Below are 23345 nucleotides of genomic sequence, written 5' to 3' on the forward strand. Positions count from 1 at the left end.
CGGCCGCTCCCCGCCCCGTACGCCCAGCAGGGGCGGCAGGGCGCGGGGCAGGCGCCGCCGGTCCGGAGGGGCCGGTGCGTACGGCCGCGGCCGGGAGCACACCCGCCCGGGTCGGACGGCGCGGGTCGGACCGCGCGACCGGGCAGCAGGAATCGGGCCTCGGGCGGCGGGGAGCTGAGGCACCGCTGCCGGGAGTACGCCGCCTGTCCGAAGGGCTGCCAGATCGGCCGGAAATCGACCCTCGGGGGCGCCGGCCGCCCGCCAGGACATCCGGGAACGTCCAGGCCTTCCCATCCGGCCCGGTGCACCCCGGGGCGCGGAACGGCGCCGTGGTGACCGTTGAACACGCGCCGATGCTGACGCAGAGTCACCGCCGGGCGTGACCTTCGGCCCTGTCCGCTCGTTCTCCCCTCACGTGCGAGCCAATCATGCGAAGCCCCCGCCTCCGGATGCCGTCGGCAGTCCTCGCGCCACCGGAGGCAGCGGGGCGGACCTCGGCGTCACCGGCCGTAGCGGGCTCGACACCGGCCCCACCGGCCCCACCGGCCCCGCTGACCTCACCGGACCCGCCCGCACCCGCCCCGCCCGCGCCGGCATCGCCCGTGCGGGCGGCGTGGCCGGGCGGCTGCCCGGGGCGAGGGCGGGCTCCACGGCCCGGACGCTGGCCGCAGGTGGCGCCGTACTCGCCCAAGTCTGGGGGCTGGGGCTCGGGTTCAGCACCGCCGCGCACGCCACGACCGACACCGAGCGCCGCTCCGCCCACGCGGACGCCCCGGCGGGCGCGTTGCTCGACGGGCTGACCGATACCGTCGCACCGGTCCTGGACCGGTCGGCGCAGCCGGTGGAACAGGTGCTGCAGGACCGGATCCGGGCCGGCGGACTCCCCCTGCCCGGCCAGGCCACCACGGTGCCCGACGCCTTCGCCATCGCGACCGTGCTGCTTCCCTCCGTGCCGCCGCAGAGCCGGGCCGACGTCCCGGCCCGCGCGTCCCGTTCCCACCCGGCGGGCAGCGAGGAGGAGGGGGCCGACACGGCTGCGCCGCTGCCCGTGGTGCCGGTCGCCGGGAGCGGCCTCGGCGGTCCGGACGCGTCCGGCCCCGAGGAGGACCTGGGGACCGAGGTACCGGATCCGGGCGCGGTGTCGCTCCCGGGGTCCGGCCACGCGGGGGCGTTCCCGTCGGGGCGGGCGGTCACGGCGGTCCCCCCCGGCGTCGCCCAGGGCCTGGACGGGCAGGACGCTCCCACGGACGAACTGGCCCTCGCCGCCGCCCCGGGCCGGCGGGGTGGTGCGGAGAGCGGGACGGCGGTGCTGGTACCGATCGTCGCCGGACTACTGCTGACCGGCGCCGCCACGTACAAGCACCGTGGCCTGCCCCGCGGCCACTGACACGGCACCACGGCGGACCCGTCACCACCTGACCGGACACCCCGCACCGAGCATCCCGGACCGGGCACCCCGCACCGAGCATCCCGAACCCGTCACCACCTGACCGGGCACCCCGGACCGAGCATCCCGGCTGCCCGCCCACCCGTCCGTCAGCTGAAGACGCCGGGTGGCGGGGTGGGTGACGGGGCCGCCGTGGCGTCCGTCGCCGGGGCGGCCCCGGCCGTGAAGTCGGTCAGGGCGCGGCCGTGCTCGATCCGGCCGAGGTAGGAGTCGGAGGCCACCCGTCGGCCCAGTTCGGCGAGCGGCAGGGGCTGGTGGCCGGCCAGCAGGATCAGGTTGCCGAACCGTTTGCCGCGCAGCACCGCCGGGTCGGCGACCAGGCAGACCTCGGGGAAGACCGCGAGCAGGGTGGCGGCCTGGCTCCGGGCGAAGGGCAGCGTCGAGCCGTCGGTGATGTTGACGGCGAACCGGCCGCCGGGGGCCAGGGCCTTCGCGGCGAGCGCGGCGAACTCCACCGTGGCGCAGTGGGCCGGCACCCGGGCTCCGGCGAAGACGTCCGCGATGACCAGGTCGGCCGAGCCCTCCGGCGTCCGTTCGAGCACCGAGCGGGCGTCCGAGCCGCGCACCTTGATCTGCCAGCCCCGCTCCAAGGGAAGCTCCGCGCGCACCAGTTCGGTGAGCGCGGTGTCGATCTCGGCGACCTGCTGGCGGGAGCGCGGGCGGGTGGCGGCGACGTAGCGGGCCAGGGTGAGGGCTCCGCCGCCCAGGTGCAGCACGGTGGCGGGACGGCCGGGCGGGCCCGCGAGGTCGATCACATGGCCGAGCCTGCGCTGGTACTCGAAGCCGAGGTGGGCCGGGTCGTCGAGGTCGACGAGCGACTGGGGTGCGCCGTCCAGCAGCAGCTGCCAGGCGCGCGGGCGGTCCCGGTCGGGGCGCAGCTCGGCGTGGCCGGAGTCGACCGCGCGGACCAGCGGACCCTGCGCGTGGGTGCGGCCGCCGGGCGCGCCGGGGGACGCACCGGGCGATGCGCCGGTGGTGGCGGTGGTACCGGCCTGATCGGCCCTGTTCGAAGCCTTGCCGGCCCTGCTGCGTCCCATGCGGCCATTATCTGCCGACCGCGGGCGGGGGGTGACCGCCGTCCGCCGCCGTCCGGCGGTGCCGCCTGCACGTTCACCGCGGGCGGGGTCAGAACGGCCCGAGGCCGCCTGCGGTGAGCGTGCAGGCGGCCTCGCAGAGCGCCGAGCGCAGCACCCACGCATCGGTCGGCCTGGCTGGACCCTCGGGGCCGGTCGGAGGGATCACCCAGCGCGGATCGGAGGGGGCCAGCACGGAGGCGCCGGCGGTACAGGAGCTGCCGGGCAGGTGCCAGCTGTCGGCGGTGCCGGCCGGGACCAGGAAGGCGATGGCCGAGCCGCCCGCCGTCTGCAGCACTGCCCCGCAGGCACGGCGGAGCCGGAGGATGTCGACGGTCTCCAGGCCGTGCCGGACCGAGACCGTCACCAGGTCGTACCGGACCGGGGAGCGGGGCGACTTGGACGGCCGGCCCGCAGTGGCACCCTGGCAGACCGCCGGACGGACGGATCCCGCTCCGCCCCCGCCGAGGACCGCCCGCTCACCGCCCGGGGCCTCCGGCAGGAGTGCGGGGGCCACACCGGGCAGGACCCACTGGGTGGCCAGACGTCGATGGTGGGGCACTCCGATGGCCATGAGCCCTCCTGCTGTCACCTCGTCAGGTCGGAAGCCGGGTCACTCGGTCGGGTGGGGGCGGGTGACGGGGGCTTCCACGTATCAGGACAACGCACGGAGGGCGTCCGAGGCCACGGGGTGGCGTACAGCAAGGCATGGCATTTCATGGCGGATACCGGCACACCGGAGCGATATGTCCGCTATTGCCCGGAGATTGCGCGGCAACCCGCAGTAACCGGTGCGTGACGGCGGGTACTGTCTTGCCGACACCGGGAGGTCACCCGCACCACCCGGCCCCCGCCCGGCGTACCCGGATCACCCGGCACACCCGGCACACCTCCCGGTGCACGACCACGGAGCGCAGCATGACAGCGACCCGACCGGACGGGCCCGCGCCCGCGGCCCCCAACACCGTCATGCGCGAGCTGCGCGGCGACCTCTCCCCCGGGGAGTTCGCCACCGCGGTGCGCCGGGCGGCGCGGGAGATCGGCGAGCACGTGTCCTGCGACGCGCGCTACGTCGGGCGGGTCGAGGCGGGTGAGATCCGCTGTCCCAACTACGCGTACGAGCGAGTGTTCCGCCACATGTGGCCGGGACGTTCCCTGGCGGACCTAGGCTTCGCCCCGCGGACCGCGGTCCGCCGCCGGGCCACCGGGGGCGGACCGGCCGCACCGCCCCCGCTCGACGACCTGCACCGGCCCGATGAGGAGAACGACGACGTGCGTCGCCGGACATTCCTGAGCGGCGGCCCGACCGCCCTCGCGGCTGCGCTCGGCCTGGACGGCCCCGCGCAGGCCGCGGCCCCGCCGCCGTTCGACCCGCGGCCGGACCTGCCGGCCCCCCGCAAGGTGGGCGCCGCGGAGGTCCGGGGGGTGGAGCAGGCCGTACGGGAGATCAGGCTGCTCGACGACGCCGTCGGCGGCGACACCTTGTTCGAGCGGGCCGGGCAGTCGCTGCGCAACGCCTACCTGCTGCTCAACGACAGCGTCCACAGTGCCGCCACCGAGCGCCGGCTCCAGGCCGGGGCCGGTGAACTGGCCATCTCGGTGGGCTGGTTGGCGCACGATTCGAACCGGCTGATGGACGCCCGCTCGTTCTACTCGGAGGCACTGGCCACCGCCCGGATGGCGGGCGACGCGGCGCTGGAGGCCCATGTCTTCTGCAACAGCGCCTTTCTGGCCCGGGACGCCGGCCGGCCGCGGGAGGCACTGCGCGCGGCCCAGGCCGGGCAGGCCGCCGCCCGGCGGCTGGGCTCCGCCCGCCTGCTCTCGCTGCTGTCCATGCGGGAGGCCGGTGGCTGGGCCCTGCTGCAGGACCGGGCCGCCTGCGAGCAGGCGCTCTCCAGGGCGTACGCGCTGTTCGACCGCGGCGGGTCGGGCGCCGACCCGGAGTGGATGTCGTTCTTCGGCGAGGCCGAGCTGGCCGGCCTGGAGGCCCAGTGCCGGGCGGCGCTCGGTGAGTGGGACCTGGCGAGCGAGCGGGCCCGGCAGGCGATAGCGCTCCAGCAGCCGCACTTCGTCCGCAACCGGGCGCTCTACACCGCCGAGCTGGCCCACGACCGGCTCGGGCGCGGCGACCTGCGGGGCGCCGCCGAGCACGCCGACGCGGCCACCGGGCTGCTGGCGCAGGTCCGCTCGGCCCGGATCCGGGGGATGCTCGCGCACACGGCCGGGCGGCTGGTGGAGCACCGGCGGGTGCCGGAGGTGCAGCGGTTCCTGGAGTCCTACCGGACCGCCGTCGCGGCGGCCTGAGCACCCCCGCCGAAGCGGCCGGTCCGTCCCCTGGCACCCGGGCCGGGGCCAGCCGCCCGGGGCGGACCGGTGGCGCGGCGGTGGTCAGTCGAGGTGGCTGTGGTCGTTCCAGATCTCCACCGCAGGCAGGCCGTACTCCCAGGACAGCACCGACAGCGAGGCCGTGCCGAGCTTGAAGCGCTGGGCGTACTCCGGCGGCAGGCCGAGCCAGCGGGCGGTGAGGATCCGCAGCAGGTGGCCGTGGGCGAAGAGCACCACCTCGCAGTCGGCTGCGTGCATCGTGGTGGTGTCCGGATGCGGGAGCCCGTGCCGGGAGTTGAGGTCCTCGATCAGGCTGTCGACCCGGGCGGCCACCTCGGAGAGCTTCTCGCCGCCGGGCACGCCGTCGCGCCAGATCAGCCAGCCGGGGTGGTCGGTGGCGCGGATGTCCTGGCCGGTACGGCCCTCGTACTGGCCGTAGTCCCATTCGAGCAGTTCCGGCCGGTCGATGGCGCGGTCGCCGAAGCCGGCCAGTTCGCAGGTCTCCCGGGCCCGGGACAGCGGGCTGGTGTAGACGACGGCCTCGGGGAGGCCGTTCCACGGCGCCTCGGCCAGCCGGGCACCGAGAGCACGGGCCATCGCGCGGCCCTCCTCGGTGAGCGGGACGTCGGTGCGGCCGGTGTGCTGGCCGGTGGCCGACCACGCGGTCTCACCATGGCGGACGAGCACGATTCGGGCTGGCATGCGGTTTCTCCTCGCGGCTTGGTACGCGGCGGCCTGGCTCGCCGTTGAGGGCCCCCTCCTCATGATCTCGCACCGGCCGACTACCGGCGGGTAGGGGCGTCCTCCGGACCCGGACGACGCCGGTCCGGCCCGGGTCCGGCCCAGGTCCGGCACCGGACGCGGCCGGGTCCCCGAACGGCCGGGCGGCCGCCCCCGCGGGGGGAGCGCCCGGATTGTCGGTGCCGGGTGCGACACTGGGCCGCACCATGAACGTCTCGCACCCTGCGCAGGCCGACCCCCTGGCGCGACGGCTCGCCGAACTGCGCGGACCGACGCCCCAGCGCAGCCTCGACGCCCGCGCCCTCGCCGCCCTGGCCGCCAACCCCGGATGTCGCCGCCGGGCCGTGCTCGACGCCGCCGGTGTCGACAAGGCCGCCGTCGCCCAGCAGCTGGGCCGCCCCGCACCGTTCGGCCAGTCCCCCTTCGCCATCGCCCGCGGCAACGTGTTCGAGGCCAGGCTCAAGGACGACGGCTACGCGGCGCTGCTCGGCCCGCTGCGCCGGCTGCTCGGCCTGCCACCCGAGGGCGGCACCCCGCCCACCGTGCCCGACCTGCTGCCCCGGGCCACCCCGGCGGTGCGGGCCGAGCGCACCCGGGAGGTGCTCGCCGCCGCGGCCGCCGACCTCGACGGCTGGACGCTGCTGGACCACCCCATGCTGCGGCTCACCGTGGCCGGGAGCCTCGCCTACCTGGAACCGGACGCGGTGGTGGTGCACGGCGGGCGGTGCACCGTGGTGGAGATCAAGTCCTTCCCGGTGCTGGACGGCGTCGCCGACCCGGCCAAGGTCGGCGCGGCCGCCCGGCAGGCCGCGGTCTACGTGCTGGCGCTCCAGGAGACGGCCGCGCTGCTGGCCGGCCGCAGCGCCGCCGCCGGGCCGTACCAGGTGGACGAGTTCCCCGGCAGCCCGGCGCTGACCGTGCTGCTGGTCTGCCCGCAGGACTTCAGCAACCGGCCGACCGCCGCGGCCGTCGACGTCCGGCGCGAACTGGCGACCACCCGGCGCCAGCTGGCCCGGCTGACCAGGATCGACCAGCTGCTCGGCGCGCTGCCCGCCGGGACCACCTTCGACCTGGCCCCGGACAGCACCGGCGCCCCCGCCCGGCCCGCCGAGGAACTGGCCGCCGCGGTCGCCGCGGTGCCCGCCGCCTACAGCCCGGACTGCCTGTCGGCCTGCGAACTCGGCTTCCACTGCCGGGCGCAGGCCCGATGCGCGGACGCGGTGGAGCAGCTCGGGCGGGGGGTGCGCGGCGAGCTGGGTTCGATCCGGACGGTCGGCGAGGCGCTGGCCGCGGCCGAGGGCACCGGCTCCCCCGTCCCCGTCCCGATCCCGGTTCCCGCGCCGGCCTCCCGCGAGCGGGACGGCGGCGCGGATCCGGGCGGCCTGACCGACCCGGGGAGCGACGCCGACGAGGCCGCCGCCCGGCTGGCGTACGCGGCGGCGCTGCGGGCCGAGGCGCTGGGGAGGCCGGTCCGGTGAGCCTGCTCAACACCCTCGCCCGGCTGGAGGCGGTCCGCAGCGGCCGGGCCGAGCCGCTGGCCACCGTCCGGCACCGGCACCTGTCCGAGCGCCCGATGGTGGTCGTGCCGGTGGCGGCGGCCGGCGAGGAGGGCGCGCCGCTGGCGGTGCTGCTGGGCACCGACCGGCTGGCGCCGCGCCTGTTCATCGTGCCGCAGCCGCTCAACCGCACCCAGCGCTTCGATTTCCTGGCCGCCTTCGCGGGCGAACTGCTGCCCTACCTCGAGTCGTTCGCCGACGCGGTGGAACAGATCGAGGGGTCCGAGAAGGATCCGGAGTCCGGCGAGAAGATCCCCGTCGTCCGCGAGCTGTGCGCGGACGCCCCGCAGCTGATCGTCCCCAACCCGGGCGCGGTGCGGCACCTGGCCCTGCTCGGGCGGTCCACCCGGTTCCGGCGGACGGCCGAGGACGCGGACCCGGGACCGTACCCGGCGCCCCCTCAGGTCCCGCTGCTGGGCCGGTGGCTGACGCACCTGGCCGAGCGCGCCCAGGTCCCGGGCAGCAGCATGCTGCTGCCGATGACGGGGCTGCTGGCCCGGCACTGGGCCACCGGCCAGAGCCACCTGGAGGACCAGCACCTGGCCGCCCAGCTGGCCTGGCACCACCCGCCCGACGGGCTGACCGGCGCCGAGGCGGCGGAGCGCGCCGAGACCGGGCGCGACGGGGACGGCCGGCTGCTGCACCCGCCGGCCGGCCCGCTCACCGACCCCCGCTTCGACTCCCAGGTGCTGGCGCCCGCGATCACCCGCCACGACGCGGCGCTCGCCGCGCTCCGGCAGGCCGCTCCGGCCGACACCGACCGGGCAGCCCTGCACGTCAAGCGGGCGCTGGAGCGGCTGCACGAGGCGCTGGAGGCCGAGCTGCTGCCCACCTGGCGGGACCTGTGGCAGGGCCTGGACCTGCTGCGCGGCCTGCCGCCCGCCGCCCACCTGCCCGAGCGCTGGGAGGGCGACCGCTGGTCGTACACCGGCCACCGCGACCGGGTGGCCGCCGGCGAGCCGCCCCAGCCGCGCCGGGACGACGCGGTGACCGCCGCCCGCAAGCTGGCCCAGCGCGAGCGGGAGCAGGCCCGGCTGGACATCCAGGAGGCGCTGGACGATCCGCTGGCGATGGCCGGGCACCGGCTGGCCGGCGAGGCGTTCAGCGGCACCGTGACGGAGGTGGTCCCGGAGTACGACACCTCGGGCCGCTCCCCCAAGCCCCGGCCGCTGGTGACGCTCGCCACCCCGGACCGTCCGCACGCCGATCCGGGCCGCGAGGTGCACCGGGCCGGCGGCCCGCCGACCGCGCAGCGGGCGGAGATCGTCGCGGCGGCGCCGGGCGAGGTGACGGTGCGGCTGCTGTCCGGGATGGGCCGCAAGAAGGAGCCGGAGCCGGGTACCGTGCCGGAGGTCGGCGAGCGGGTGGTGTTCACCCTGTTCGAGCTGACCGCCCGTCAGTCCGCGCCGCTGCCCGAACCGGACGACACCCCGTGGACGCACGGCGGCCCGCCGGGCGCCGGGCAGAGTTCACCCGTCGGCTCCGAAGAGTGGGAATGACCACCGCCATGACCGTCCATCAGCCTCCGGTCCTGTTCGGCGTCCCCGGCCCCGGCGCCGGGCCCGACGGGCCCGTCCCGCCCGGTGCGGCCGCCGACGCCGCCGTCGCGGCGATCCTCGCCGAGACCGTGCACCCGGTGCCCGGCGCGCCGCGCGGCGTGGTGGTGGACTCCCCGCCGGGGGCGGGCAAGTCCACCCTGGTGGTGCGGGCCGCCCGGGAGCTGGTCGCGGCCGGTGAGCGGCTGATGATCGTGGCGCAGACCAACAGCCAGGTGGACGACCTGGTGGACCGGCTCGCCGAGAAGGGCCCGGACCTCACCATCGGCCGGCTGCACGCCGCCGACTCCCGGCCCGCCCCGGAGGCGCTGCGGCACGGCAACGTCACCGCCTCCGCCAAGGCCGGCGACCTGCTGGAGCTGGACGTGGTGATCTCGACCGCCGCGAAGTGGCAGTGGGTGAAGGACACCGACCCGTGGCGGCACGCGATCGTCGACGAGGCGTACCAGATGCGCTCGGACGCGCTGCTCGCGGTTGCCCGGCTGTTCGAACGGGCGCTGTTCGTCGGCGATCCGGGCCAGCTGGACCCGTTCACGGTGGTCGGCACCGAGCAGTGGGCGGGGCTGTCGTACGACCCGTCCGGCAGCGCGGTGGTCACCCTGCTCGCGCACAACCCGGCGATCCGGCCGCACCGGCTGCCGGTGTCCTGGCGGCTGCCGGCGACGGCGGCGCCGCTGATCTCCTCGGCGTTCTACCCCTACACGCCGTTCCGCTCGGGCACCGGCGCGGGCGAGCGGCGGCTGACCCCCGGGGTGCGGGCGGACGGCTCCGCGGTGGACGCCGCGATCGACGAGGCGGCCGAGCACGGCTGGGCGCTGCTGGAGCTGCCGGCCCGGCACACCGTACGGACCGACCCGCAGGCGGTGGCGGCGGTCGCGGCGACCGTCCGGCGGCTGCTGGACCGGGGGCTGTCCGCGCACTCCGAACAGGGTTCGACGCCGCTCACGGCGGGCCGGATCGCGGTCGGCACCGCCCACCGCGACCAGGCGGCGGCGGTCCGGGCGGCGCTGGCCGGGCTCGGCGTGCCGGTGGATCCGGCGGCCGGGCCCGCGGTGACGGTGGACACCGCCAACCGGCTGCAGGGCCGCGAGTACGACGTGACGGTGGTGCTGCACCCGCTGTCCGGGCGGCCGGACGCCACCGCGTTCCACCTGGAGACCGGGCGGCTGTGCGTGCTGGCCTCCCGCCACCGGCACGCCTGCATCGTGGTGGCCCGGGCCGGGATCGCGGAGCTGCTGGACGAGCACCCGTCCACCGAGCCGGTCCAGCTGGGGGTGGCGGTGAAGTTCCCCGACGGCTGGGAGGCCAACCACGCGGTGCTGGCGCACCTGGCGGAGCACCGCGTCCGGCTCTGAGGGGAGAGCGGGCGGGCGGCGGCGCCCCGGGGCGTGCGGCGGCGCCCGCGCCACCCGAAACGGGGAATAGCAACCGCACGCGCACCGTTCCGCTACCGGTGGCCGCGGAGTGACAATGGACGGCGGCCCGGTCCCGACCGGCCGGCCCCCGGGTCGGCCGACCATCTGGAGGAGCGTTCATGCCCGATCCCCGTACACCGGCGTCCGACCGCAGCGGCGTGCCCGCACCGGCCGCCCAGGATCAGGGCGGCACCGCACCCCGCCGGCTGCGTCCGGCCCAGCTGATCTTCGAACCGCAGGCCGCCGAACCCGAGGCGGAGCGTTTCTTCGACCTGGAGTCGATCGACGACCCGACCGAACTCCTGCGCCGCTCGACCGAGTTGACCGTGGCCTTCCGCGCGGCCGCCGAGCGGGCCACCGACTTCCAGGCACTCGCCGCGGCCCAGCTGGCGGATCCGCGGCGCTTCGACGCCCTGACGCCGGCCGAGATCGGCGCCCGCGCCGACTGGACCCCGGACTACGCGGCCCGGATGGTCGAGTACGGCCGCGGGCTGCAGCGCCGCGGCGAGCAGCTCTGAGCCCGTCCCCGTACCACCCCTGACCTGCGGGAGAAGCGGTTCCGCGCCGGGCCGGGGGCGGTCCGTCGACCAGTTCGAATCGCCACTGGCATATGCGGCCGGGAAGGGTACGCCGTCACCCCCCGATTTGTCCGCCGAACGTCACTTCCCGCGCGCGCGGCTCGCCGCGCGGGCCAGGCTGCTGCCGTGGACATCTGGACGTATCAATCCGTGGAGTACGTCACCGTCGCCGGGGAGACCTGGCTGGCCTCGGCGAGCGAGTACCCGCGCAGCATGCGCGCCCTGTGGGAGTCGCGCCCGTGGGCGCCGGCGGTGCTGCCCTGCGGCAGGGTCTTCGACGTGATCAGCATGCCGGCGCTGTTCGGCCGCCGGGTGCTCGACGAGCTGTGGGCCTCCGGGCCGGGCTGCGGTCCGGTGGCCTCCTTCCGGGGGCGCACCCTGCTCTTCGTGCAGCCGGGCGCGGCGGCCCGGCTGCGCTCGCTGCTGGCCTGGGAGGAGTGGGCCCGGGACGTGCCGCCACTGCTCTGCCACGGGCAGGGCGACGCGGTGACGGTGCCGCCGGTGCAGCGGATGCTGAACGCTCCGGACTCCCCCGGGCAGGGCCCCGGGCGGTGGATCGTCGCGCCGGACACCCAGGATCCGTGGCTGCCCGGCGCCGCCGTGGTGCTCTGGGCCTGCGTGCGGGCCGCCCGGGCCGCCCACGGCAGCGGGGCCGGCTCCGGGGCTGCCGACGGGGTGCCGCCCGCCGGGCTTCCGGCGCCCACCCCGCTGCGGTGAGCGCGGCGGCCATGGTCAAGGCGGCGGGGTGACGGGCGGCGCAACGCCCGTTGAACCCCGGGTGCCCGGGCGGCCGTATTCGATTTTGGTTCCGCGCCCGGCCGCTGCTAAAGTCTTCCACGTCAGCAGGCGCCGCTAGCTCAGTTGGTTAGAGCAGCTGACTCTTAATCAGCGGGTCCGGGGTTCGAGTCCCTGGCGGCGCACCGACGGTCGAAGGCCCCCTTGCGAGAGCAAGGGGGCCTTCGGCGTTCCCGGGCCGGAATTCGGCGGCGCCACCGTCGGGTCCGCTGCTGGTCTCCGCGGCCATGACAGCCGATGATCAACGGGCCGGGTGGGAGCCGTGGCTCCGTGCCGAGCCGGCCGCCCCGGAGGCGGCCGCCCTGCGGCGCACCGCGCCGCCCGGCGGTGGTGGCGCCCGGCGGCCGGGGCGGCGGTGCTGGCGGCGGTGGTCCTGGTCGCCGTGGAGCTGTCGCTGCCCGGCCCGGCCGGTGCACCGCGGCCGGTGCCGACGGCCTGACCGCCCTGCCGCCCCGCCGTGCTCAGTGCCCGGCGGGGCGGCGGGTCGGCATCCGGCGTCAGCGGCCGCGCAGCTCGCGGTAGCGGTCCACCAGCGCGGCGGTGGAGCTGTCCAGCGCGTCCGCGCCCGCACCGGTGAGCAGCACCGGCTCGATCCGCTTGGCCAGCACCTTGCCGAGCTCGACGCCCCACTGGTCGAAGGAGTCGATGTTCCAGACCGCGCCCTGGACGAACACCTTGTGCTCGTAGAGGGCGACCAGCTGGCCGAGCACCGACGGGGTGAGGCCGGTGGCCAGCACGGTGGTGGTCGGGTGGTTGCCGCGGAAGGTCTTGTGCGGCACCAGTTCGGCGGGCACCCCTTCGGCGGCGACCTCCTCGGGGGTCTTGCCGAAGGCGAGCGCCTGGGTCTGGGCGAAGAAGTTGGCCATCAGCAGGTCGTGCTGGGCGACCAGGCCGGGCAGCAGGCCGGGGACGGGCGCGGCGAAGCCGATGAAGTCGGCGGGGATCAGCTTGGTGCCCTGGTGCAGCAACTGGTAGTAGGCGTGCTGGCCGTTGGTGCCGGGGGTGCCCCAGACCACCGGGCCGGTCTGCCAGCCGACCGGATTGCCGTCGCGGTCGACGGACTTGCCGTTGGACTCCATGTCCAGCTGCTGGAGGTAGGCGGTGAACTTGGACAGGTAGTGCGAGTACGGCAGCACGGCGTGCGACTGGGCGTCGAAGAAGGCGCCGTACCAGACCCCGAGCAGGCCCATCAGCAGCGGCACGTTCTGCTCCGGCGGGGCGGTGCGGAAGTGTTCGTCGACCAGGTGGAAGCCGTCCAGCATCTGCCGGAAGTTGTCCGGGCCGATCGCGACCATCAGCGAGAGGCCGATCGCCGAGTCGTAGGAGTAGCGGCCGCCGACCCAGTCCCAGAACTCGAACATGTTGGCCGGGTCGATGCCGAAGTCGGCGACGCCCTGGGCGTTGGTGGACAGCGCGACGAAGTGCCGGGCCACCGCCTCCTGGCCGGCGCCGAGTTCGGCGAGCAGCCAGCTCCTGGCGGAGACGGCGTTGGTGATGGTCTCGATGGTGGTGAAGGTCTTCGAGGCCACGATGAACAGGGTCTCGGCCGCGTCCAGGCCGTGCAGCGCCTCGTGCAGGTCGGCGCCGTCCACGTTGGAGACGAAGTGCAGGTCCAGGCCGCGGTCGGTGTAGGCGCGCAGCGCCTCGTAGGCCATCGCCGGGCCCAGGTCCGAGCCGCCGATGCCGATGTTGACGACGTGCCGGATCCGGCGGCCGGTGTGGCCGGTCCACTCGCCGCTGCGGATCCGGTCGGCGAAGGCGGCCATCTTGTCGAGGACGGCGTGCACGGCGGGCACCACGTTCTCGCCGTCCACCTCGACCACGGCCCCGCGGGGCGCGCGCAGCGCGGTGTGCAGGACGGCGCGGTGCTCGGTGATGTTGATCTTCTCGCCGCGGAACATGGCGTCCCTCAGCTCCGCCACCCCGGTGGCCGCGGCCAGCTCGCGCAGCAGCGCCAGCGTGCGGTCGGTGACCAGGTGCTTGGAGTAGTCGACCTGGAGGTCGCCGACGCGCAGCGTGTAGCGGCGGCCCCGGTCCGGGTCGGCGGCGAACAGCTCGCGCAGGTGCTGCTCACCGAGCTCCGCCCGGTGCTTCCCCAGCGCGGCCCACTGCGGTGTGCGGTCCAACGGGGTACGGCCGGTGGCGGGGTTCTCCGACATCGGTTTGCTCCTCGAGTCATCCGGTTTGCGGTTACCGGCAGGGCCCAGCGGAGGGTTGCGCGAGGTCCGGCGGTACAGCGGTGCGTGCGCCGACTCCGTTGACGGCCTTGCCCACGGCCAGCCTAAGGCCAGCCCGGCCCGTGGCCGCCACGGCCACGCGACGGCGGCTCACCGGGTGTCATCCGGGCCCGGCCGCGCGGCCGGTCACCCGCCGTCACTTGCGGTGCGAGCGCAGGTCGAGCTGGCGCAGCACCTGGTCGGCGACCTCGGGGTCGGCGCCGGGTTCGCCGCGGGCGGCCAGCACCTCGCGGCGGGAGGCGGCGATCATCTCCTGTTCGATGCCGTAGGCCTTGCGCCACAGCGAGATCCGGCGCTTGGCCTCGGCCGCCTCGCCGTCCTCGTACCGCTCGGGGTAGAGCCGGGTCAGCCGGTCGTGCTGGCGCTCCCGCAGCCGTTCGACCAGTTCGGACGGCAGCTGTTCCTCGTCCTCCAGTTCGTTGAGCCGCCGCAGTCCGGCTTTGGAGGCGCGCCACCACAGCTGTTTGGCGGCCTGTTCGTGGGCGTCGCCGCCGGTGTCCAGGCCGATCCGCCTGACCAGCCAGGGCAGGGTCAGGCCCTGGACGAGCAGGGTGAAGAAGACCACGCTGAACGCCACGAAGATCAGTTCGCTGCGGCCGGGGAAGGCGGTGCGGTCGTGCAGGGTGAGCGGGACGGCGAGGGCGAGGGCGACGGTGGCCACGCCCCGCATCCCCGACCACCACAGCACCACGGTCTCCCGCCAGCTGAGCGGGGTGTCCTCGTCGCTGCGGCTGACCCGCCGGGACAGCCAGGCGGCCGGCAGCAGCCAGACCAGCCGGACCAGCACCACGGTGGCGATCACCGCCGCGGCCTCCCCGAGCATGCCCCGCCAGCTGTCCTTGACGTCGGCGAGCACGGTGGACAGCTCCAGGCCGATCAGGCCGAACGCAACGCCGGTGATCAGCGTCTCGACGATCTCCCAGAAGGCGTTCCCGACCAGCCGGTAGGCAACGTCGTCGGCGTCCGCGGCCCGGTCGGCGAGGTACAGGGCGCAGACCACCACCGCCAGCACGCCGGAGCCGTGCCCCTCCTCGGCCAGGGTGTAGGCGGCGAACGGGACCAGCAGGTTGAGCGCGACCTGGAGGGTGGGGTCGTCCAGCAGCCCGGCGAGCTTGGCGTTGAGCCAGCCGAGGGCGATGCCGATCAGCACCGCGACCACCGCGGACAGCACGAAGCGGGCCAGCGCGTGCGGCACCGAGAGGTCGTGGCTGACCACGGCGTCGATGGCGAGCGAGTAGATCACGATCGCGGTGACGTCGTTGAACAGGCCCTCGCTCTCCAGGACGGCGACCAGCCGGCGGGGCAGTCCGACGGCGTTGGCCACCGCGACGGCGGCGACCGGGTCGGGGGGCGAGACCAGGGCGCCGAGGGCCACCGCGACGGCCAGCGGCACCGCGGGGACCAGCCAGTGGTACACCCCGGCGACGGCCGTGGTGGTGACCACCACCAGGGCGACCGCGAGCAGCAGGATGGACCGCAGGTTGGTGCGGAAGTAGTGGACGGAGGAGCGCCGGGCGACCGCGAAGATCAGCGGCGGCAGCACCAGCGGCAGGATCAGCTCCGGTTCGACCTTCACGTCGGGGATCTGCGGGACCAGGGCCATCACGATGCCCAGCAGTGTCATCAGCACCGGCTGCGGGATCCCGGAGCGCCGGGCGACCGGGACCGTCACCACCGCGGCGAGCAGCACCAGGAAGAGCAGCGACAGCTGGGCCACCGGGGTGCTCCCTCTCCTCGGCTCGGCCCGGGACCGGCTCCGGGCGCTCCGATCAGAGTAAAAGCGGCAAAGCGCACCGATCCCGCGGCTCGCCGGTCCGGCCCCGCCCGGCGGCCTGGAACCGATTGGGAGTTTCGGCCGCTGACCAGGTAATGTTCTCTCCGTCAGCAGGCGCCGCTAGCTCAGTTGGTTAGAGCAGCTGACTCTTAATCAGCGGGTCCGGGGTTCGAGTCCCTGGCGGCGCACCGACGATCGAAGGCCCCCTTGCGAGAGCAAGGGGGCCTTCGGCGTTCCGGGGTCCTTCCCGGCCGGTCAGTCCGGCACCTGGTTCACACAGAGGATGTTGCCCTCGCTGTCCTTGAACCAGGCCGCACGCATCCCGTCGGCCTCGGCGACCCCGTCGACCGTCTTCAGGCCCGGCAGGTCGTACTCCTCGAAGACGATCCCCCGGCCGCGCAGGTCCGTCATCTCGGCGTCCAGATCGGCCACCTTCCAGCTGGCCAGGGTGTGGGCCGCCTGGCCCCCGCTCGGGGTGCGGTAGACGGCGAGCTGCGTACCACCGCACTCGAACGCGATGTCCTCCGTACCCTCCCGGGCGACCTTGAGACCCAGCGTGTCGCGGTAGAACCGCTTCGCCCGGTCGAGGTCCCCGGCAGGGATGACCGCCACCAGCGGCGCGTCCGCCAACATGGTCACCACCTCCTGTCTCCAGGCTAGGCCCGCGGTGACGGGGGCCGCATGCCGGTGGCGGCCCCCGACGGCGCCGCCCACGGCACCAGGGCGAGTGCCCGTCGGACGGTCTCGGCCGGGTCGGCGACCTCGTGCCCGAGCACCCTCAGGCGGTCCGCGATCTCCTTCAACGGCCGTTCGAACAGTCGGGCCGCGGACGCCAGGTGGTACAGCGGCACCGGCACGCCCTCGGCGAGGTACGGCGCCCGGCCGTCCAGTTCGGTGCTGAGCAGGACCAGATCGTCCCGGGTCGCCTCGTCGCCGACCGGCACCCGGGCATCGATCCCGAGGCGCCGTAGCCGGCGTGCCACCTCGGCCACGGGTACGCCCAGGTGCAGTGCTCCCCGCACCACGTGGCCGTACCCGACCGGGCTGCCGGGGGTCAGCCACGGCGCCCGCTGGTCCAGGTTTCGACTCAGCAGGTTGAGGTCACCGGGCCGGGTGCCCGCCGTCAGTGCCTCCCCGTGCCGGACGGTGAACCCGAGCTCCGTCAGCCGGCGGACCGCCTGCTCCGGCGCCATCCCGACGGCCTGTGCGGCCCGCAGCACCCGGCCCGTCGCGAGGGTGTCCCACGGCAAGGACTCGTCCTTCTCCTCGTCGTCCTGCGCATCACCGAGAACGGCCTTCCCGAGCAGCCGGAGGTCCCGCTCCGACTCCTTCCCGGCCGGCGGCTCGGATTCCAGGTCGAAGCCGAGGCCCACCAGGCCGGCCGCCACCGTCCGCACCGTACGGTCGGTACGCCACGCGGCCAAGGCCAGTCGCGCGAGCGGCACGGGCTGCCGGATGTCGAACCACGGCGCCTCTTCGTCGGCGTTGACGCTGATCAGCATCCGGTCGACGTCCGACCAGGTGAGGCCGGGCGGCACGGGGTCCGGCTCGAAGCCGTAGGCGGCCAGCCGTTCCCGCACGTACTCGGCCGGAGCCCCGACGGACGACGCCGCCAGCAGGACGTGGGTCGCCGACACGGGTTCGCCGGGAGCGAGCCAGGGCTCCTCGCCGTCGACGTCCCGGCTGAGGACGACCAGGTCGCCGTCGACCGGTTCGGGGAAGGCCGTCCCCACCACGAAGCCGTAGCCGCGGAGGCGGGCGGCCACGTCGTCGCAGGACAGCCCGGCTTCCCGGGCCGCCGTCACGATCCGGCCCGCCGGAACGGGGTCATCGTCATCGAGCCACGGCACCCTGCCGTTCCGGCCACGGCTGAGGATCAGCCGGTCCACCGGACCGATCAGGTCCGGCAGGGCGTCCGCGAGGGGGACCGGGCAGCCGAAGCCGCGGAGCCTGCGGACGATCTCGTGCACACCCGTGCCCAGGTCGACGTGCATCTCCAGGATCCGCCCGATCGGCACCGGCCGCCCCACCTCCGGCCGGCCCATTTCCGGCCGGCCCCGGGCCCTGTCACGGTCCGGATCGAGGCCGAGCAGCTTGCGGTCCACCCGATCGGGCACCGGCCGGTCGGCGAAGAGGTCCGGTCCGAACCCGAGAACCCCGAGGGCGGACATCCGCGCAGCGACCTCCGCGGGCGGGCGGCCCAGATCATCGGCGAGGGTGAGGACCAGGCCGGGTTCGACCACGGAGTGCGGTTCCCTCCAGGTGCGGTCCGTTCCGAGCAGCCTCCCGTCGCTGGGCAGGGCCGGCAGCAGCGGGCCCAGGGCCTCCCGGTCGCCGATCTCCTCGGCCAGCTGCGGCCACTCGTCGAGCAGGTCGAGTGCGAGCAGGCGCCACAGCAGCAGGTGGTCGGGAATGCTGTTCAGCTTGATCCGCTCGACCCCCAGGCGCGTGGTCTCCAGCAGCGCGAGGTCCGACTGGAAGAAGCCGGCGGCCGACAGATCGAGCTTCCTCGGCCCCACCGCCAGCAGCCGTCGCCGCGAGACGGCCGCCTCGGTCACGATGTCCCCCAGCGCCGGACCGAGTGACCAGATCCACCGGTGGCCGAGCAAGCCGGATTCGACCACGTCGACGGCGGCTGCACGCAGCAGGAGTTCGACCCGGTCCGTCACGTCCTCCACGATGGTCTTCCGGTCCACCGACAGGGCCACCGGGTCCGGCCCGCAGAGGTTGACGAAGGCGCCGGCCGGCCGGCCATCGCCCAGCTCGATCCCCTCCGGGACCAGCCAGCTCGCCTCGGAGCCCGAGACGAGACCGCTGCGGACGGCCGGCGCCGCCCGTACGCCGTCGACCAGGAGCTCCATCCGGCCGGAGCGCCAGATCACCTGCCCCTGCGGGTGCCGCCGAGCGTGCACCAGCGGCTCGGACGCCTTCCGCCCGGCGCCGCCCGACGCGGCCCCGCGGCTCGCGCTCCGGGACGCCGGGTTGAGCGTCCACGGCGTCCACCGTGCCGTCAGCCCGCGGGTCAGGTCGACCGCGTGCAGCGTGAACTCGGAGACCTTGACCAGGTCCTGCAGCACGTCGACGCAGGACTCCGTGAGCTCGCCCTCCCTGAGGTAGAGCCGGACGACGGTGTGCGGCGTCGCCGCACAGCCGCTCGGGGACTCGATCCGGAACAGGTGCCCGGGGCCTGCGATGATCGCTTCCAGGGTCGGGCCCTGGCCGCGCAGGCGGTGCATCCGGCAGGTGGTCACCCGGATCTCGTCGGCCAGCATGAAGTAGCTCAGGACGCCGATCCCGAACCGGCTGTTCGGGAACATCCGGATGCCGTGCCGTTCCCAGTCGGCGGACTCCTGGACGAACTCGTCGGTCCCGGTGAAGCTGGAACCGGCCCGCGAGAACACACCGAGCAGTTGCTCCTCCCCCATGCCGACTCCGTTGTCACGGCACTCCAGGTAGGGGCGGCCGTCCTGGTCGACGTCCTGGAGGAAGGTGATCTCGCCCCGGTAGGAGTCGGGATGCACGTCGAGGCCTTGGGAACGCAGCTGGTACTCCACCCGGGCCCGCCGGTAGCGGCACGCGTCGAGGGCGTTCTGGTACATCTCGCGGATCGCCAGGGTCGGGCTGCCGTACAACCGGCTGCCCATCAGCAGCTCCCGGAGTTGCCGCTCGTCCACGGTGAACCTCGCCGTCCGGTCGCTGAACCGCGGGCTCCGGTCCTCGCCGCGGGCTGGCTGCACCTCGGCGGGGGACGCGTGGGTCGGCAGCCTGCGCAGTGGGGCGAGCGGGGGATGCCGGTCCGCCAGCCGGTGGACCACCCGCAGGAGGGCGTCGACCCGCTCCACCTGCTCGCGCAGGGCCGACAGGGTCGCCGGGTCGTCGCAGAGCGCCTCGAGCCGGCAGTCCTTCGGCGGGTCCTGCGGACCGTACCGGCGCCAGGTCGCGGACCCGACGGTGTCCCGCAGCCGGTCCAGGTCGACGGCGTGCGGGACGCCGAGGTGTTCCACGAGGACCATCGGCAGGTCCGACGGTTCCAGGGCCATCACCCGGGCAACGGCCAGCAGCAGCCCGATCAGACGCAGCCGGACCGTCCCCGGCCGGTGACCGCCGTACGGTTCGAGGTGTTCCTGGACGGCCAGGCCGAGGGCTTCGTCGTCGGCGAGCCGCCCCGGCCCCAGGCGCAGCGCGTGCAGCAGGCCGGCGACCCGGCGAGGTCTGAGGAGCTCCCGCAACGCGGGGTCGTCGTCGGCCCCGGCCGCGGTGAGGAGGTCGGCGACCGCCGCCTCGGGCAGATCGCGCTTCTCCGCCATCCACCGGTGGAAGAGCCACCAGCCGATCTCCCGCGCGGCCGGCTCCCGCCCCGGCAGCTCGCGTTGGCGCGCGCGGCGGACCAGCCAGGGGTACCCGAGCAGATAGCTGTGGAAGCCCCGGACCTCGCCGCTGCCGTCGGCGCTCGCGCCCAGGTCCTGCGGCCCGACGGCGGCGGCGGTCCGGACCGCGGAGGTGCTCCGGTACGCCTGGTCGAGCAACGGGGTGAGGGTCAGCAACGCCGCCTCGGCGGGGGTGCAGTGCTCCGGCGCCATCCAGTTCAGCAGGGTGGTGACCCGGTCGAGGTGGCGGGCGGGCAGCCCCGGGTCCAGCCATGGGTCGTCCTGGCTGAACTGCCGGACGAGCTCCAGCCTGCGGGCGAACTCCGCTACCCGCGCGAGCAGTCGGCCGTCATCGCACTCAGGTGGGACCGGCGCCCAGACCGGGTGGCGGCGGATCAGCTCGGCCCAGTCCGGTCCGCCGCGGTCGGGCTCCGGCTCCCGGCGCGGCCGGGCCGCCCGGTGCTCCGCGTGCCAGCCGCGACGGACGTCGGGGGTGACGGGATCGCCCGCCCAGCGGAGGTAGAACTCGATGAGCGGCCAGATGTCGTCGAAGTCCGGCGGGACGTTCCTGCCGAACCATCCCGAGACCGTCTGCTTGGCCAGGTTCAGCTCGCGCAGGACCGGGGTGCGGCTGCCGTCGTGGCCCGCGGCCGTTCTCGCCGCCTTCGCCCTGCGCTCCAACTCCTTGAGCGAGCCGAACCAGTCGCCGCCGTCCATGCCGTCCGTCCCCCACCGCCGGTACCTCGGACGCGGTCCTTCGGACCCCGCCGTGACCGTGAGCCTAGCCGCCTCGGACGGTCCGGGGTCCGGGATCGCTGTCCTGGTCACCGGGTCCGGACCGAGGCTGGGCACGGCCCCACCGACCCGAGGAGACAACCGTGTTGACGTTCCTGAACCATCCGGCCGGCTGGCAGCGGGTGGCCCTGGTGGCGCTCGCGCTGCTGCCGCTGCTGCTCGTCTGCCTGGCCTGCGCGCCGGCGCTGCTGGTGCTGCCGTTCCGCCAGGACGGCACCGAGCGGGCCGACCGGCTGATCCGGACCCTGACGGGGTGGTTGCGGGCCGCGCTCAGCGGCAGCCGCGGCTGACCCGCGCCGCCGGCCTCCGGCGCCCTTCGCAGGGGCCGGAGGCCGGCGGTGCCCGTCGTCGGGGCGGGTCAGCCGAAGTAGCTGTCGAAGTTCCGGGAGAACTCCTTGCCGCCGAACTGGTCCCAGTTGATCGACCAGGTCATCAGGCCGCGCAGGTTCGGCTGGACGCCGCTGCGGGGGACGTAGCTGCCGCAGTTGGCCGCCTTGGTCAGGCAGTCCAGCGCCTTGTCCACCTCGGCGGGGGCGAGGTAGCCGTTGCCCGCGTTGACGGTGGCCGGCATGCCGATCGCCACCTGGGAGGGGGCGAGTGCGGGGAACACGTTGGCGGTGTTGCCCGCCACCGGGAAGCCCTTGAGCAGCATGTCGGTCATCGCGACGTGGAAGTCGGCGCCGCCCATGGAGTGGTACTGGTCGTCCAGGCCCATGATCGAGCCGGAGTTGTAGTCCTGGACGTGCAGCAGGGTGAGGTCGCCCCGCATCGCGTAGATCACCGGCAGGTACGCGCCGGCCCGCGGGTCCTGGCCGCCCCACGGTCCCGAGCCGTAGTACTGGTAGCCGAGCTGGACGAAGAAGGTCTCCGGGGCCATGGTCAGCACGAAGTCGGGACCGTACTTGGCCTTCAGGGTCTTCAGCGCCGAGATCAGGTTGACGATCACCGGGGAGGTCGGGTTCTTGAAGTCGGTGTCGCCGGTGTTCAGTGACAGCGAGTGGCCTTCGAAGTCGATGTCGAGGCCGTTGAGGCCCCAGCGGTCGATGATCGCGGAGACCGAGGAGACGAAGGCGTCCCGGGCGGCCGTGGTGGTCAGCTGGACCTGGCCGTTCTGGCCGCCGATCGAGATCAGCACCTTCTTGCCCTGCGCCTGCTTGGCGGCGATGGCCGCCTTGAAGTCGGCGTCGGACTCGACCGAGGCGCACTCGCTGACCGGGCAGCGGTTGAACCGGATGTCACCGGAGGTGACCGAGGTCGGCTCGCCGAAGGACAGGTCGATCACGTCCCAGGAGGCCGGCACGTCGGCCATCCTGGTGTAGCCGGCGCCGTTGGCGAAGCTGGCGTGCAGGTAGCCGACCAGCGCGTGGGCGGGCAGCCCGCCGCCGGGCGGCGGGGTGGTGGGCGGCTGGCTGGTCGGCGGCTGGGACGTCGGCGGCTGGGACGTGGGCGGCTGGCTGGTCGGAGGCTGGGACGTCGGGGGCTGGGTGGTCGGCGGGTTGGTGGGAGCCCCCGGGCCGTCCAGTGAGACGTCGTCCGCGTAGTAGGTGCCCTGGCCGTACCAGCCGTGGGTGAAGACGGTCGCGCTGGTCTGCCCGGCCGCGGTGGTGAAGGAGACCGTGAGCTTCTGGTACGCCCCGCCGGTGCCCGGGGTCCAGGTGGAGGCGCCGCCGTTGACGCCCAGGTAGACGTACGCGCCGTTGACGTAGGCGCTGAGCGTGTACGTGGTGCTCGGCTGCACCGTGACGGTCTGGATGCACTGGGCGTTGTCGCTCGCCGAGGCGGCGCCGGCCAGGGCGTGACTGCCGCTGTGGGACTGGCCGGTGACCACGCTGCCGGTGGCGCCGGTGCAGCTCCAGGGGCCGAGCGAGCCGGTCTCGAAGCCGCCGTTGACCAGGAACTCGCCGGCGCTGGCCGAGGGGGCCAGGCCGAAGCTGAGCGCGACCGCGCCGGCCGCGGCGACGGCCCAGGCGGTGCCGGCCGCGAGCGTGCGGCGGCCGCCGCGGCGCAGAGCTGTTCTTCGGGGAGTACGCATGTGGGGGATGCTCCTGCCTCAGGACATGGGGGTGCCCAAATGCCTTGTGGGGGAAGGCCGGACGCGCGACGGCGTCACCGGTTTGGACTAGACCACTGAAGCGAATCCGGCAGTCCCTGTCAATGGATCCCGGACCGGGCCGCGGCCACCGCCGCCCGCCCGAGTCAGTCGCTGGTCAGGGCGTGGTCAGCCGCCCGTGTTCGCATGTTGCCCACGTGGGGCCGGCAGGGACGACGGCCCAGAACCGACGGAGGCGGTCGCTTTGCCGAACTTCTCCCCGCGCGGAAACGGGTGCACGCGATGAGTGAATCCATAGCGACGATCGAACTGCTCCGGTCGCTGCCCCGGTCCGAGCGCCGGGAGGCCCTGGAATCCCTCGTGGTGACGGAATTCAAGGCCAGCCTGCTGATGGACGAGGACGAGTACCTGCCCACCGACGAGAGCTGGTTCCAGCTGGGCTTCACCTCGCTGCGCATCGTCGAGGTGAAGACCCGGCTGGAGGCGCAGCTGGGCATCGCGGTCAGCACCACCACCCTGTTCAACAGCCCGACGATCGACCAGCTGCTGGACCACCTGACGGGCGATCTGCTCGGCGACCTGTTCGACGAGCTGCCGGCCGGGTCCGGCTCCCTGTAGACGGGCGCGCCCGGCACC

At 74.7% G+C, this 23345-nt stretch carries 17 protein-coding genes and 2 tRNA genes; 11 read left to right on the forward strand and 8 right to left on the reverse strand.

Annotated features, from left to right (window positions below):
• Nucleotides 1–415: 415 nt before the first annotated feature.
• A complete protein-coding gene (locus tag AB0D08_RS19870) occupies nt 416–1387 on the forward strand; it encodes a hypothetical protein (protein WP_359890250.1) in 972 nt (323 codons plus the stop codon).
• 149 nt (nt 1388–1536) lie between these two features.
• Here AB0D08_RS19870 and AB0D08_RS19875 read toward each other — a convergent pair whose 3' ends face one another.
• Nucleotides 1537–2484 carry a fused MFS/spermidine synthase gene (locus tag AB0D08_RS19875; protein WP_359890253.1) on the reverse strand — a complete coding sequence of 316 codons (948 nt, stop codon included), beginning with the start codon at nt 2482–2484 and terminating at the stop codon, nt 1537–1539.
• 88 nt (nt 2485–2572) lie between these two features.
• Entirely contained in the window at nt 2573–3094 is a 522-nt protein-coding gene (locus tag AB0D08_RS19880; RefSeq protein ID WP_359890256.1) for a hypothetical protein, read from the reverse strand.
• A gap of 344 nt (nt 3095–3438) precedes the next feature.
• Between AB0D08_RS19880 and AB0D08_RS19885 the strand changes: the two genes are divergently transcribed.
• The gene (locus AB0D08_RS19885) at nt 3439–4824 is read left to right on the forward strand and encodes a hypothetical protein (protein WP_033818150.1); all 1386 of its coding nucleotides are present in this window, start codon (nt 3439–3441) and stop codon (nt 4822–4824) included.
• 84 nt (nt 4825–4908) lie between these two features.
• Here AB0D08_RS19885 and AB0D08_RS19890 read toward each other — a convergent pair whose 3' ends face one another.
• Nucleotides 4909–5547 (reverse strand): histidine phosphatase family protein, encoded by a 639-nt coding sequence (locus AB0D08_RS19890; RefSeq protein WP_033818149.1) that lies wholly within the window; start codon nt 5545–5547, stop codon nt 4909–4911.
• Between the two features lie 245 nt (nt 5548–5792).
• Here AB0D08_RS19890 and AB0D08_RS19895 point away from each other — a divergent pair, with 245 nt between their 5' ends.
• The 6 genes from AB0D08_RS19895 to AB0D08_RS19920 all read left to right on the forward strand — a co-directional run bounded on the left by AB0D08_RS19895 (nt 5793) and on the right by AB0D08_RS19920 (nt 11611).
• The gene (locus AB0D08_RS19895; protein WP_359890260.1) at nt 5793–7064 is read left to right on the forward strand and encodes a hypothetical protein; all 1272 of its coding nucleotides are present in this window, start codon (nt 5793–5795) and stop codon (nt 7062–7064) included.
• Nucleotides 7061–8641: a hypothetical protein gene (locus tag AB0D08_RS19900; protein ID WP_033818147.1), complete on the forward strand. Its 1581-nt coding sequence runs from the start codon at nt 7061–7063 to the stop codon at nt 8639–8641. The genes AB0D08_RS19895 and AB0D08_RS19900 overlap by 4 nt, the downstream gene beginning before the upstream one ends.
• Entirely contained in the window at nt 8638–10053 is a 1416-nt protein-coding gene (locus AB0D08_RS19905; RefSeq protein WP_359890263.1) for an AAA family ATPase, read from the forward strand. The genes AB0D08_RS19900 and AB0D08_RS19905 overlap by 4 nt, the downstream gene beginning before the upstream one ends.
• A 179-nt stretch (nt 10054–10232) precedes the next feature.
• Complete coding sequence (locus AB0D08_RS19910; protein WP_233288901.1) at nt 10233–10631, forward strand: hypothetical protein; 399 nt, start codon at nt 10233–10235, stop codon at nt 10629–10631.
• A gap of 90 nt (nt 10632–10721) precedes the next feature.
• A complete protein-coding gene (locus AB0D08_RS19915; RefSeq protein WP_199520249.1) occupies nt 10722–11408 on the forward strand; it encodes a bifunctional DNA primase/polymerase in 687 nt (228 codons plus the stop codon).
• A 129-nt stretch (nt 11409–11537) separates the two neighbouring features.
• A tRNA-Lys gene (locus AB0D08_RS19920) sits at nt 11538–11611 on the forward strand.
• Between the two features lie 372 nt (nt 11612–11983).
• On the opposite strand, the gene pgi is transcribed toward AB0D08_RS19920, so the two are convergent.
• Both pgi and AB0D08_RS19930 read right to left on the reverse strand, forming a co-directional pair.
• Nucleotides 11984–13645, reverse strand: coding sequence for a glucose-6-phosphate isomerase (pgi, locus tag AB0D08_RS19925; protein WP_359890265.1), 1662 nt, complete (start codon nt 13643–13645; stop codon nt 11984–11986).
• A 214-nt stretch (nt 13646–13859) separates the two neighbouring features.
• Entirely contained in the window at nt 13860–15440 is a 1581-nt protein-coding gene (locus AB0D08_RS19930; protein WP_033819474.1) for a Na+/H+ antiporter, read from the reverse strand.
• A 171-nt stretch (nt 15441–15611) separates the two neighbouring features.
• Here AB0D08_RS19930 and AB0D08_RS19935 point away from each other — a divergent pair.
• Nucleotides 15612–15685 (forward strand) — tRNA-Lys (locus tag AB0D08_RS19935).
• Nucleotides 15686–15752: 67 nt separating this feature from the next.
• Here AB0D08_RS19935 and AB0D08_RS19940 read toward each other — a convergent pair.
• Nucleotides 15753–16130: a VOC family protein gene (locus AB0D08_RS19940; RefSeq protein WP_033819479.1), complete on the reverse strand. Its 378-nt coding sequence runs from the start codon at nt 16128–16130 to the stop codon at nt 15753–15755.
• 23 nt (nt 16131–16153) lie between these two features.
• Entirely contained in the window at nt 16154–20581 is a 4428-nt protein-coding gene (locus tag AB0D08_RS19945; RefSeq protein WP_359890268.1) for a hypothetical protein, read from the reverse strand.
• Between the two features lie 161 nt (nt 20582–20742).
• Between AB0D08_RS19945 and AB0D08_RS19950 the strand changes: the two genes are divergently transcribed.
• Nucleotides 20743–20949 carry a hypothetical protein gene (locus AB0D08_RS19950; protein ID WP_359890271.1) on the forward strand — a complete coding sequence of 69 codons (207 nt, stop codon included), beginning with the start codon at nt 20743–20745 and terminating at the stop codon, nt 20947–20949.
• Between the two features lie 68 nt (nt 20950–21017).
• Here AB0D08_RS19950 and AB0D08_RS19955 read toward each other — a convergent pair whose 3' ends face one another.
• Nucleotides 21018–22691: a glycosyl hydrolase family 18 protein gene (locus AB0D08_RS19955; protein ID WP_359890273.1), complete on the reverse strand. Its 1674-nt coding sequence runs from the start codon at nt 22689–22691 to the stop codon at nt 21018–21020.
• Between the two features lie 300 nt (nt 22692–22991).
• Between AB0D08_RS19955 and AB0D08_RS19960 the strand changes: the two genes are divergently transcribed.
• The gene (locus AB0D08_RS19960; protein WP_033819471.1) at nt 22992–23327 is read left to right on the forward strand and encodes an acyl carrier protein; all 336 of its coding nucleotides are present in this window, start codon (nt 22992–22994) and stop codon (nt 23325–23327) included.
• Nucleotides 23328–23345 lie beyond the last annotated feature (18 nt).

The organism is Kitasatospora sp. NPDC048540 (assembly GCF_040651175.1).
In the GTDB taxonomy this organism is placed as follows: Bacteria; Actinomycetota; Actinomycetes; order Streptomycetales; family Streptomycetaceae; genus Kitasatospora.

What these genes read in the sequence shown, in the direction of transcription:
- AB0D08_RS19880 (WP_359890256.1), bottom strand. Translation starts at nt 3,094, where the DNA reads ATGGCCATCGGAGTGCCCCACCATCGACGTCTGGCCACCCAGTGGGTC.
- AB0D08_RS19955 (WP_359890273.1), bottom strand. Translation starts at nt 22,691, where the DNA reads ATGCGTACTCCCCGAAGAACAGCTCTGCGCCGCGGCGGCCGCCGCACG.
- AB0D08_RS19875 (WP_359890253.1), bottom strand. Translation starts at nt 2,484, where the DNA reads ATGGGACGCAGCAGGGCCGGCAAGGCTTCGAACAGGGCCGATCAGGCC.
- AB0D08_RS19890 (WP_033818149.1), bottom strand. Translation starts at nt 5,547, where the DNA reads ATGCCAGCCCGAATCGTGCTCGTCCGCCATGGTGAGACCGCGTGGTCG.
- AB0D08_RS19960 (WP_033819471.1), top strand. Translation starts at nt 22,992, where the DNA reads ATGAGTGAATCCATAGCGACGATCGAACTGCTCCGGTCGCTGCCCCGG.
- AB0D08_RS19885 (WP_033818150.1), top strand. Translation starts at nt 3,439, where the DNA reads ATGACAGCGACCCGACCGGACGGGCCCGCGCCCGCGGCCCCCAACACC.
- AB0D08_RS19945 (WP_359890268.1), bottom strand. Translation starts at nt 20,581, where the DNA reads ATGGACGGCGGCGACTGGTTCGGCTCGCTCAAGGAGTTGGAGCGCAGG.
- AB0D08_RS19905 (WP_359890263.1), top strand. Translation starts at nt 8,638, where the DNA reads ATGACCACCGCCATGACCGTCCATCAGCCTCCGGTCCTGTTCGGCGTC.
- AB0D08_RS19910 (WP_233288901.1), top strand. Translation starts at nt 10,233, where the DNA reads ATGCCCGATCCCCGTACACCGGCGTCCGACCGCAGCGGCGTGCCCGCA.
- AB0D08_RS19895 (WP_359890260.1), top strand. Translation starts at nt 5,793, where the DNA reads ATGAACGTCTCGCACCCTGCGCAGGCCGACCCCCTGGCGCGACGGCTC.
- pgi (WP_359890265.1), bottom strand. Translation starts at nt 13,645, where the DNA reads ATGTCGGAGAACCCCGCCACCGGCCGTACCCCGTTGGACCGCACACCG.
- AB0D08_RS19940 (WP_033819479.1), bottom strand. Translation starts at nt 16,130, where the DNA reads ATGTTGGCGGACGCGCCGCTGGTGGCGGTCATCCCTGCCGGGGACCTC.